Annotated in this window: 1 protein-coding gene; it reads left to right on the forward strand. The window is 45.5% G+C overall.

From position 1 onward, the window contains the following. The first annotated feature begins 75 nt into the window (after positions 1-75). Positions 76-14,061, forward strand: a complete 13,986-nt coding sequence (locus AC4G47_RS09915; protein ID WP_491105882.1) for a non-ribosomal peptide synthetase — start codon at positions 76-78, stop codon at positions 14,059-14,061. The last annotated feature ends 21 nt before the right edge of the window (positions 14,062-14,082 follow it).

A 14,082-nucleotide genomic window follows, 5' to 3' on the forward strand; every position in this document is an offset into this window, starting at 1 on the left:
GGAGATTCCTGGAAATGGAAAGGAATCTCCGGGGCTCCTTCGGCTATCTATAGATTTAAGGGGAGGACATAAGGGATGATGAACAAACCGGAAATTGCTGATATTTATCCATTATCTCCAATGCAAGAAGCACTGCTGTTTCATTCGCTTTACGACCAGGGAGATGTATATTTCGAGCAAATGATTTTTACGATTGAAGGATTCATCGATGTCAAGGCATTGGAACGCTCCATGAACAAAGTTATCGAGAGATATGATACGCTTCGGACGATCTTTATTCACGACAAGATTAACAAACCACGACAAATCGTGTTACGTAACAGAAAAATAAAAGTAGAATCCTATCACTTGACTGAGTCTGATCCAGTCGAGCAACGGAAGATGATCCGGCAGATGGCAGAAGAAGACCGCCAGCGACCTTTTGACTTGTCCAAAGATCTCCTGCTACGCCTGCAAATTATTCATACCGGCCCGGCGGCATATACGCTGATCTGGAGCAATCATCATATTCTGATTGATGGATGGTGCCTGGGTATCATTTTTCAGGAGTGGTTCTCCCTCTACAAACAGGAGATTCACGGAACACCTGCACAACTTGATCGTGTTATTCCCTATAAAAGATATATTAAATGGTTGGGTGAACAGCAGGAGACGGAAGCCAGAACCTATTGGAAGAAGTATCTCTCTGGTTATGAGATCGGAGCGGACTTCCCTGCGGAAATAGCTTCGGATTCAGCGGGACCACCGTCGATTCAGGAGATTACGTTTAATTTGGGCAAGGTGTTGACAGAGCAATTAATGGATGTTAGCCGTAAATATCAGGTCACGATGAGCAGCCTTTTTCAGACGTTATGGGGAGTCGTGCTTCAATATTACAGCAATTCTGACGATGTGGTTTTTGGAACCGTAGTGTCTGGAAGGTCGGCTGCCATACCGAATGTGGAGAAAATTGTAGGTTTGTTCATTAACGCTGTACCTGTAAGAATAACGTCGAAGCATGGGAAACAGACGTTTGCCCAATTACTAAAAGAGACACACCAAAATGCCATTCTGTCCGAGGAGTTCAGCTATCTGTCTCTCGCTGAAGTGCAGGCGGAAGCAGGCCAGAATGGTCAGCTATTTAATCATATCATGGTGTATGAGAACTACCCGTCCAGTGCCAGCATGTTTGATACCAAACAGTCTGAACTGGGATTTGATATTACTTCCATTGAAGCCTATGAACATACCAATTATGATCTGAACATTTCCATAGGTCCAGGTGAGGAGATTCGGGTCAAGATCAATTACAACGAGCAAGTATATTCGGGTCCTTTTATCGAGCGGTTGTTTGTTCACCTGAAGCAAGCCTGTCTATTAATCGCCCGAGAACCCGAGATAAGTGTTTCAGATATTCGTATCCTGACCCCGGAAGAAAACCATATGCTGGCGAAAGGGAACGAGACCACAGCAGACTATCCGAGGGACCAGTCCATTTCAGAATTATTTTTTCGACAGGTAGAGTTATATCCTGATCATCCAGCGATTCAATTCGCTCATCAGACATGGACTTATGCAGAACTCCATGCTCTGGTTGAAGATTGGGCCAAAGCTATACAGTGGCATGGCATAAAGCCAGGAGACAGAGTAGGTCTGGTTGCCCGGAAATCCATGGAGATGATTGCAGGCATGTTGGCTATAATTCGGGCTGGCGCTGCCTATATTCCACTTGATCCCACATTTCCCGCCGAAAGATTGACCCATATGCTTCACGATAGTGGTGCACGATCCCTGCTTCGTTTCACTGAATTAGAATTGCCTGGCTATGAGGGAGATATCTTAACCTTGGATATGTTGATGATGCATGAACGTTCATTCAACTCGAACAACCACCAAGAGATTGATATCCTTTCGGGTCCTCGGGATGCCGCGTACATTATCTATACTTCGGGTTCAACTGGCAAACCTAAGGGCGTGGTTGCAACTCATCAAAATATCATCAAGACTGTGCGAAATAATGGTTATTTGGAACTGAACTCCAAAGATCGGATTCTGCAAATTTCGAATTATGCTTTTGATGGGGCTACCTTCGATATATACGGGGCATTGTTGAATGGCTCGACGCTTGTACTGACTACTGAAGAACAGATGCAGAATGTAGCTTCGCTTGCCGATATGTTCACCAAGGAAGAGATTACGGTCGCTTTTATGACAACTGCACTATTTAATACGATGGTGGATTGGAACCCGAGCTGTTTCAGCAAGGTAAGACATCTTCTGTTTGGCGGTGAGAAAGCTTCAATCAGGCATCTGAACAAAGCATTAGCTGTCTTGGGACCGGAACGATTATTGCACATGTATGGGCCAACAGAAACGACGGTGTATGCGACATATTATCCGATTACACGGCCTGATCTCGTACCCATAGGCAAACCGATCCACAACACCACTGCTTATGTCATGAACTCCAAACGTAATCCAATGCCTGTTGGTGTGACGGGAGAATTATACATTGGCGGTGAAGGGTTGGCCAGTTACCTGAATGCTCCAGAATTGATGCTGGAACGCTTTGTGGATAACCCATATGCTCCCAATGAGAAAATGTATAAAACTGGGGATTTGGTTAAACGTCTGCCTGATGGAAATTTGGAGTTTATAGATCGTAAGGATCATCAGGTCAAAATCAGGGGTCACCGCATTGAGCTGGGAGAGGTGCAGGAGAAGATGAGGGCTCTTTCCGGAGTGGAAGATGTTCTTGTTTCGACATGGCGGGATGCTCAGGGGAGTTCCAACTTAAGTGCATATATCATCCCTGTTCAATATGCAGATGCTCATGTGGAGCAGAATCAGCAAATTCAGGATTGGAAGTTGGCGTTGAAAGCCCGTTTACCAGAATATATGATTCCTGCTGAATTCCAGATTCTTCGTGCATTTCCTCTTAATTCTAATGGCAAAATCGATCGGAAAAACCTTCCTATTCCAAAGGTGATGGGTCAACCCAAAAATCAGCCACTGTCTGGAGATACCGAACATAAGCTGGCTCAGATCTGGGAAGATGTATTGGGCATTAAACCAGGTGCCGGGGATCACTTTTTTGAACTTGGGGGTCACTCGTTAAAAGCTATGATGCTGGTAGCCAAAATACATAAGGAGATGGACGTAAAGCTTTCTTTGCATGAAGTGTTCCATGCAGCAGTACTGCGGGACATGTCTGTATGCATTGAAAATTCTCGAAAAAGTGTATATAAGGCTATTCCTGCCGCGGAACGACAGGACTCGTACCCGGTATCCGCATCGCAGAAAAGAGTGTATATTGCACAGCAACTTGCTCCCTTGGAGACCAGTTATAATATGCCAATGGTACTGGAGATTGAAGGGAAACTTAACCGGGACAAGCTCGAAAGTGCCTTCATACAGCTTATACAACGGCACGAGGTTCTAAGAACTTGTTTCATCTGGTCTGGTGAACACTTGCGGCAACATATTCTGGAGCCTGCGGAATTAAACTGGAAGCTATTCGACTATGAAATGCAAGAACAACAAGTGGAGGTGTATCTCGGCAAGGATGCTGTTGATGGTAAGAAAACGATGATTGCCTCACATCTCGAGACATTTGTACAGCCATTTGATCTTTCAACCGGTCCATTGATCCGTGCAGCCCTTGCTGAAGTAACATCCGATCGAAGTCTCTTGTTCATTGATATTCATCACATCGTATCTGATGGTGTATCTACCGGAATCATTTATAAAGAACTGACCCGATTATACGAGGGCGAAGAGTTGTCACCCGTAAACCTACACTATAAAGACTACTCCGTATACGAACAGAATGAGCGAACAAGTCAGAGATATGAGGATAATCGGAAATACTGGTGTGCTCAATTCGAAGGTGAACTTCCGAGTACAGAGATTGTACCTGATTATATCAGGCCTTCCGTTCGATCTTATGAGGGGCATTCGATCTCATTTCAACTTGAATCTGAGCTCACGGATCGCCTAAAAGGTCTTGCTGCTAAGCATAAAACCACACTATATGTTGTCTTGCTGGCTGCCTATAATATCATGTTATCCAAATATACCGGAGAAGAGGATATTGTGGTCGGTTCACCCACTGCCGGAAGATATCACGAAGATGTTCAGCCTATGGTGGGTATGTTCGTCAATACGCTGGCCCTGCGTAATCAGGTGCCAGGTGAACTTACAGTGGATGAATTCATAGGTCGGGTGAAGTCCAATTTTGTTGAGGCGCAAGAGCATGGAGAGTTCCCTCTGGAGGACCTGCTTGAGCATCTTCAACTGTCAAGGGATCTTAGCCGGCATCCGTTGTTTGATACCCTTTTTGTACTGCAAAATATGGATATTCACCCAATCGAACTGACGGGAACTACATTTACTGCAGCAGAGTGGGACTGGAATCATGCCAAATTTGATATGACATGGGGATGCCAAGAGGATCGCCATGGCTTGAACTGGACAGTGGAATATGCTTCCTCCATCTATAGAAAGTCAACCATTCTGAAGATGATTGATCACTTCAAAAACATACTTGTACAAATGGGTGATGCCGGCATCATGAGGCTGAGGGAAATCCATTTGTTAACGAACGATGAGCAATCCGCTATGCTTGCTTGCAATGAAACTCAGGCAGAATACCCACGTCAATCCAGTATTTCGTCAGCAATTGAGGAGCAGGCTGCCCGAACTCCTGATCAGATTGCGGTCATGGATAAGTATCAGAGCTTGACCTACAGGGAATTCAACGAAGTGACAGATCAATTTGCACGCGTATTGATGGGCAAAGGAATGAAGCAAGGAGATGTCGCAGGTCTGTTGACAGATCGTTCTCTGGGGATGATCATAGCTATTTTTGGGATTCTCAAGACAGGTGCTATGTATATTCCTATTGATCCTTCTTTTCCCGAAGAACGCAAGCACTACATTATGGAAGACAGCAAGGCCAATTGGCTGATCACAGCCAATGAATTAACTATGGCTGGATGTACAACACATCATCTGTCACTTGATGCAATACTTCAAGAGGCAGCAAGGACGAAGCAACAGTTCAGAAATTGGAAGTTGCCAGCAATCCCACCGGAAGCAACAGCGTATATGATGTACACTTCGGGCTCGACCGGTAAGCCCAAAGGGGTTATGACCAGTCATCGAAATATTATTAAGACAGCCATTCACAATGGCTTCAGTGAACTATCCCCTGCCGATCGGGTACTTCAAGTATCCAATTATGCATTCGATGGCTCAACCTATGAGATTTTTGGGGCACTATTAAATGGTGCATCACTCCTATTAATCGCCAAACATACTTTACTCGATGCTGCCGAGCTGGCCAGAACGATGGATGAACAACGAATTACGTCTGCCTTTATGACGACGACATTGTTCAATACGATGGTCGACTATGACGTTACATGCTTCAAACATGTGAGGAAACTATTCTTTGGTGGAGAGAGCGCATCGATTAAACATGTACTGAAAGCACTGGATTACTTGGGTGAGCATCGTGTTGTGAATGGGTACGGACCGACAGAAACCACTGTTTTTGCTGCGACATATTCGGTTGAAAACAGTTTGCGTCAACATGTTCGGGTTCCCATCGGAAGGCCAATACACAATACACGACTATATGTGCTTAATCGCTGGAACCAACTCCAGCCTATAGGGGTTCCTGGTGAGCTGTACATCGGGGGGGAAGGTGTATCGAAAGGATATCTGAACCAGCCCGGTTTGACGGAAGAGCGCTTTGTTCCAGATCCATTTGTCCCTGGAGAAACGATATATCGGACAGGAGATTTAGTGGTTTGGAGAGAGGATGGCCAACTAGAGTACTTGGCAAGAATGGACAATCAGATCAAAATTCGGGGCAACCGGATAGAACTTGGTGAGATTGAAACCAGATTGAAAGAAATTCCCTCCGTGAATGAAGCAGTGTTAATTGCACGCAAAGAGGAGCGTGGCGAAGGTTCCCTCCTATGTGCATATGTAGTGCCCGAAGATCTTGCTACGAAGCAGATGGACAGCTCCGATCTGGTTTCTAAGTGGAAGGATGAATTGAGACAGTCACTTCCGGAATATATGATTCCTGCATTTATTCTTATTGTGGACACCATACCGATGACATCCAATGGTAAGGTGGATCATGCTGCTCTTCCCAAGCCTTCGGCTAAATGGAATATGGCGGAGGTCATACAGCCTGAGAACCCGTATGAAGAGCAGTTGCAGCATATCTGGTCCGAAGTTCTCGGGAAGGATTTTCCGGGCATGATGGAATCATTTCTGGATCTTGGAGGACACTCGCTTAAAGCGATGACCATGGTAGCCAAAATACATCAGATGTTTGATGTAAAGCTAAGCCTTCAGGATATCTTCAGCCATCCTACCATTCGGGAGCAGGCAATGCTTATCCAGGGGAACGACAAGCTTCACAGGCATGTCTCCCTGCCTACTGTGAATCAGGATACAAGTTATAATGTGACTTCTGCTCAGAGAAGATTGTATATCATTCAGCAAAATGAAAATATGGGTACCAGCTATAATATGCCCATGGTATTACGAATCGAAGGTCATCTGAATATTGAACGACTCGAAAACGCTCTGCTTCAGTTGATTGAGCGCCATGAGTCTTTACGAACCTCTTTCTTGGTGGAAGACGATGAGGTTAGACAACAGGTACACGCGCCGGGCGAACTGGACTGGAAACTTGCTATGACAGAAGTAAATAATGGCACATCGCAATACGGGTCTATAGATCATGACGAGGCGTCATGGGTGGCGTCATGTATTTTGCCTTTTGATTTGTCAGCTCCAAGCTTGTTTAGAGCTTATGTCCGCAAGCAATCGGATACGCAGCATCTATTATTGCTGGATGTTCACCATATCGTTTCGGATGGGATATCAACAGCGATTATGTACGACGAATTATTCAGAATATATGAAGGTGAAGAGCTACCTCTTCTGCAAAAACAGTATAAAGATTACGCTGCCTATGAGCAGCTACAGCAATCAACGGAAGCCTACAGTGCTGCTCGTGATTATTGGCATCGACTGTATGAGGGAGAGCTGCCGATATTGGACTTCCCTCTGGAGAATGTGCGTCCACGAGTACAGCGCTATGAAGGAGCGCAGCATACATTCCTGCTGGGTGACGTTCTTGCCAAGCGCCTGACCGATCTCGCGGGGAGCCAGGATACAACCTTGTATGTACTGCTGTTAGCCGCATATTACATTCTGCTATCCAAATATAGCGGACAGGAAGATATCATTGTGGGTACACCGATCGCAGGCAGAGATCATGTCGAAACGGCTTCCATGGTGGGGATGTTTGTTAAAACGTTGCCTTTGCGCAGCGAAATCAAGCCGGAACTTACGGTTGCAGGGTACATGGCTTCATTGAAGCAACGTGTACTGGATTGCTCCAATCATGCGCTGTACCCACTTGAAGAGCTGCTGGATCATCTGCAAATGGTCAGGGAGCCGAGTCGTCATCCCCTGTTTGAAACGTTATTTGTACTACAGAACATGAACATGGCTCAGCTAAAGGCGGATCAGCTAAATATTAATCAGATGGAGACAACAACAGGGCGATCCAAGTTTGAGATGACTTGGGCTGGACATGAGTTGAAAGAAGACATCTCCATGACGATTGAATATAATACCGACTTATTTTCCCATGCCAGGATCCAACAAGTGTCTTCCCATTATGCGCACATTCTTGAACAGATGGTCAACGATCCCAATCTGAGTCTCAACGATATTGAATTGTGTACATTGGAGGAGAGCCTGTACTTTGAGAAGAATGAAGGACAAGTTGTTGAATATCCAAGAGAAGAAACAATACCAGTGCGGTTTGAAAAACAAGTGAGACAGCACGGAGATCGTTCTGCGTTGATCATGGGCTCCATGAGCATGACCTATAGTGAGCTGGGTATGAAAGTTAAACGGATGGCTGAAACGTTAAAACAGGAAGGGGTTCGTCCGGGAGACAGAGTCGGATTGTTAACGGATCGCTCTATGGGAATGATCGTGTCCATTCTCGGCATTCTAAAATCCGGAGCCACGTACGTTCCACTTGATCCGGGCTTTCCACAAGAGCGCATGGCCTTCATGCTTGAAGATAGCCAGGCACAATTGCTCATTGCTGAACAAGGTCGAGCTGTACACGGATTTTCTGGGAAAACGATAGTGTTAAATGAACAGTGCTGGAGTGGACCTTTTAACGAAGAGTTCGAGTGGGATCAAAAATCCCAACCGGATCATGCAGCTTATGTAATGTATACATCGGGTTCAACCGGGAAGCCAAAAGGAGTCGTAACCACACATCGTAACATTATGAAGACCAGTATCCGGAATGGATTCATTGACATGATGCCTACGGATCGGGTACTGCAGTTGTCCAATTATGCTTTTGACGGATCGACTTATGACATTTTCGGAGCTTTGCTGAATGGTTCCGCGCTTGTCCTGATTTCCAGAGAGGACATGCTGCATATTACAGAACTGGCCCGTACATTGGATGAACAGCGAATTACAACTGTCTTCATGACGACGGCACTGTTTAATACGCTGGTAGACTACGACTTGAGTTGTCTGAAACATGTGCGAAGACTGTTTTTTGGTGGGGAGCCTGGTTCCAGAAAACATGTCCTGAAGGCACTGGATTATCTTGGTCCCCATCGCATTATTAATTGTTACGGCCCAACGGAAACGACTGTTTTTGCAACAACATTCTCTGTGGACGAGAGTATGCGGGACAGAAGCAATGTGCCAATAGGCTGCCCAGTTCACAATACACAGGTATATGTGCTTAATCCGTGGGGAAAGAGACAGCCAATTGGGGTACCCGGAGAACTCTATATCGGGGGAGAAGGACTGGCACAGGGTTATTTGAATCAACCAGTATTGACGGAAGAGCGGTTTGGTAAGAATCCGCTGAAGTCAGGAACAAGACTCTATCGTACAGGAGATTTGGTGAAGTGGTTACCTGATGGAAACTTGGAATTCCTGGATCGTTTGGATCAGCAGGTCAAAATTCGTGGCAATCGAGTGGAGCTGACAGAGGTCGAAAGCAGGCTTCTTGTATTGCCGGAAGTTAAAGAGGCGATGGTAACATCTGGACGGGATGAGCAAGGGCACTCCTTTCTCTCAGCATATATCGTTCCTTATTCAACATCTGAGCCTAGGCTGGCGGGTATTATTCGGGAACAGTTGCTTCACGATCTTCCAGATTATATGGTGCCTTCAACTTACACCTTGCTTGACTCTTTTCCGCTCACCAGTAATGGCAAAGTGGATAAGAGAATGCTTCCGAAGCCACAACCCCTGGTAACCGAGAGTTATGTTGCACCAACCAATCCGCTCGAAGCTGAACTGGCCGAGATTTGGACCAATGTTCTGGGGTTATCAAGAGTGGGCATTCACGACCATTTCTTTGAACTTGGAGGGCATTCTCTCAAGGCTATGTCTCTTATTGCCCAGATCCATAAAGCTTTTGATGTAAAGTTGACGGTACAAGATGTGTTTACCTACACTTCCGTGTTGGATCAGTCCAAGTTTATTCAAAAAGCTAGAGGGACCCATCGTTATGCATCATTGCAACCAGTGACGGTTCAAGATACCTACCCTGCTTCGTCGGCTCAGAAGAGACTATTTTTCCTTCAAGATATGGATCAGCAGAGTACCAGTTACAATATGCCAATGATATTTGAAATTGAAGGTGAACTCTCTGCTGAGCGACTCGAGGAAGCTTTCATCTCCCTGATCCATAGACATGAATCTTTGCGTACGTCTTTTGAACTTGTTCAAGGGGATCTCAGACAACGCATTTGGCCTGCAGCAGACCTGGAGTGGAGGATGGAGCGTACATTTGCTGATGGGCAGGAAACAGCTACAGCTGATACAAGGACGTACGTTCATTCGTTCATTCGCCCCTTCAATCTGAGAGATCACAAGTCGCTTATTCGTGCAGGCTTGTTAAGTACTTCAGCAAATAAGCATATTCTGGTTATGGATACTCACCATATTGTTTCTGATGGTACATCGACCGGTATTATCTTCAGTGAACTGTTTCAGTTGTATGAACAACAAAAGTTTGAGCCGCTTCCTGTTCAGTACAAGGAGTATGCTGTCTGGGAACAGGAACAGAAGAATGCGGAAAGCTATCGAAGCAGTGGGGAATACTGGCTGAATCTATTCCAAGGTGAACTCTCGGTGCTGAATCTTCCTTATGACAATTCCTATGGCAGAACGGATAGAGCTACTGGGGCACGAGTAGAGATGCAGCTTGGAGCAGAGCTGACTGAACAGCTGCAGATGCAGGCAGAAGAGAACAAAACAACATTGTATACGGTAATGATGGCGGGCTATTCCATCCTGTTGTCCAAATATGCCGCACAGGAGGATATCGTCATCGGTGTACCTACAGCCGGGCGGGAACATGCAGATACTGCATCCGTGGTTGGCATGTTCGTGAATACGTTGGCATTGAGATTGAGACCCGAGGGAGAGATCGAAGTACAGAGATACATTCAACAGGTTCACACCCTGTTGCTGCAGGGCTACGAAAATGGGATGTATGCTCTTGAGGAGTTAATTGAACAGTTGGCATTGCCCAGAGAACTGAACCGCCATCCGCTATTTGATACGATGTTTGTGTTGCAGAACATGGAGCACTCATCACCTGAAGCGAGTTCGATCTCCATACGTCAGATACCTTCTGGATCGAGTGAGCCCAAGTTCGATATGACATGGGGAAGTGTTGAGCACGATGGAGGCCTGAGCCTAACCGTTGAATATAATGAAAATCTGTTCTCTTCGGAAACGATTGAGCGCATGATGCATCATTATGAACATATTTTGCAACAAATGGTGATTCGCCCTTATGAGCAAATCATGAAGATTGAGATGTGTACTCCGGAGGAAAGGCTGCACCTGGCAAGTCTCGAAGGAGAGATCGTAGATTACCCGAGGGAAGAAACAATATCACAAAGGTTTGAAAAGCAAGTGCTGCAATATGGGGATCGTCCATCCGTTGTGATGGGTACGGAGGAGATAACCTATGGAGAGTTGGAGATAAGGGCCAATCAGCTTGCAGAGATACTCCGACTGAAGGGAATCGCCTCGGGTGGAGTGGTAGGATTACTGGCTAATCGCTCCATAGGCATGATCGTATCCATTATGGGGATTTTGAAGGTGGGAGCCGCATATGTACCGCTTGATCCGACATTCCCGGAAGATCGGTTAGCCTACATGCTGAGAGATAGCCAAGCCCAACTATTGATATCTGAAATTAATCTGGGCGTACCTGATTTTCAGGGTCAAACGATATTGCTAGACGAACGCTTATGGGATGAAGTGGCCAAGGAGGAGGTTGTATCTGATCGGGTTCACACATGGACGGCTGATTCACCTGCCTATGTCATGTACACATCTGGATCGACGGGTGCACCCAAAGGAGTCGTCACTACGCATCGGAATATCATGAGAACAAGTGTGAATAATGGTTTCATGGATATGGGGCCGGAAGATCGGGTTTTGCAGTTGTCCAACTATGCATTCGATGGATCAACCTATGAAATATTTGGCGCATTGCTTAATGGGGCCGTTCTGGTGCTGATACCGAAGGAGGACGTTGTACACACAGCTGAACTTGCCAGAACGCTGAAAGAAGAGCGGATTTCTTCTGCTTTTATGACAGCTACACTGTTCAATACCCTTGTGGATTATGATGTGACCAGTCTGACACATGTTCGCAAACTATTTTTTGGAGGCGAAGCAGCCTCCCGAAGTCATGTTCTAAAGGCTCTGGATTATCTGGGACCACACCGATTGGCTAACGGATACGGACCTACAGAGACGACCGTTTTTGCTGCAACCTATACTGTGGATGAAACGCTGAGAGATAGACGGAATGTACCTATTGGGCGTCCGGTTCACAATACCAAAGTCTACGTGCTTAACCGTTGGGGACAAAGACAGCCGATTGGTGTTCCAGGGGAACTCTATGTTGGTGGGGATGGCCTGGCCTTGGGATATCTCAATCAGCCTGCGCAGACATCAGAACGATTCATTAAAAGTTTTATAACACCTGGAGAGATCATTTATCGTACTGGTGATTTGGTCAGATGGTTGCCTGATGGAAATCTGGAATATTTGGATCGCCTGGATCAGCAAGTCAAAATTCGTGGCAATCGTATTGAACTTCCCGAAATCGAGGATCGCTTGATATCACTACCTGAAGTGAGGGAGGCTGTAGTTGTTCCCAAACGGGATAAACAAAACCATTCCTATCTTGTGGCCTACGTTGTACTGCAATGGGAAGAACAGGCTGGACAGGAACAACAGGCCCATATCAGGCAAGAGTTAAGTTCAATGCTTCCACAGTATATGATCCCGTCTAGATTTGAGTTTCTGAATAATCTGCCGCGCAACTCCAATGGGAAAATAGACCGAAAAGCCCTGCCAGAGCCAGTCAATCAACTGATGAACGGCTATTGTGCCCCCCAAAATACGCTTGAACAGGATTTGGCAATAATCTGGGCACAGGTACTTGGCATTGAACGTGCAGGTACAGAGGATCATTTCTTTGAACACGGTGGACATTCACTGAAAGCCATGATGTTAAATACACTTATCCAGGAGCAGCTTCATATCCGGATAGATCTGCATGATGTATTTAAGTATCCGACGATAAAGTTGTTGGCCGCTTACATCAAGCAGCAAGGAACAGCCCTTTATCATGATGAATATGAGCCTATTCTTCCTGCACTTGAACAGAGCACTTACCCTGCAACGCCTTATCAAGCTTACGGTTACGAAGCAAGCGAGGACAATAATCATTGGAATATGCCAATGGCATTTCATATCAAGGGAAGACTTCAGGCGAAGCGGCTGGAGAATAGTTTTAGGGCTCTAATTGAACGCCATGAAGCTCTGCGTACCTCATTGCACAACGAGGGAGGACAAGTGGTTCAGTGTATTCACCAAAGGACTCCTTTTGACCTGATTCAAGAGAACGTTGAGTCAGAGTCAGACAGAATACGTATCATGGAATCTTTCATTCAACCGTTCAATACAGCACGGCCACCACTTCTTCGTGCGAAGCTGCTCCATATGGGAGAAGAGGATCACGTACTTCTGATGGACATGCATCACGCCATATCGGATGGTACATCCGTAGGCATTCTGATGAACGAATTGATTCAGCTCTATCAGGGGATAACGCTTCCGCTTGTTCAGTTACAATATAAAGATTATGCCGTTTGGCAAAAAGACAGGCTTGATCGGGGAGAATACGCAGAATCCCAAATCTTCTGGAAGGAAGTACTTCGCGGCTACCAACCTTTTACGGTAAGTAGCGAACGTGTAAGTGACAAGGACATCACTTCTTATGTGGGAGATCAGATAGTTGTGAAGCTACCTGCAAGCCATCTCGTACAACTTAGAGAAAAGCTCCATGATTCAAGCTTAACGGACTACGCTATTTTATTTTCGGTATATCTGCTTACGTTGCATCAGAAGACGGAGAGAACGGACCTGGTTGTAGGAACGTATGCATTTGGCAGAAGAAGACCTGAATTACAGGACACGGTTGGTTTGTTTATTAATTCAATTCCCTTGCGAAATATAATATCAACAGGCGATACGTATCACCAATATCTTCTTAAGCTCCAGGCTAACCAAATAGATGCATTTGATCATCAGGATTATCCGTTTGAAAAAATGATGGAAGATGCAGGTTTCTCTTCTGCACCCGATGGGGATTTGCTATTTGATACCATGTTTAACCTCAACAATTTTGCTCAGCGCACTGTAGAAACTTCTGAAATTCAGATTACTCCATTCAAGTATGAATGGAAGTTCAGTGAGTATGAGATCTATGTTACAGCTCAGAAAATTGCAGAACATTTCAGTATCCACTTTGACTATCGGGTGGCAAGTTTCACCCGGGAGGAAATGGAACAGTTTACCAATCAGTATCTGAGGTTATTCGAACATATTGTGGAGAAGCCTCATATTCTTATTGATCATCTGAATCAAATGAACCATTGGAAAGATTCTGTGATACACTAATATAAACCATTCATAGGAGGA

Source organism: Paenibacillus sp. Negev47 (assembly GCF_058313655.1).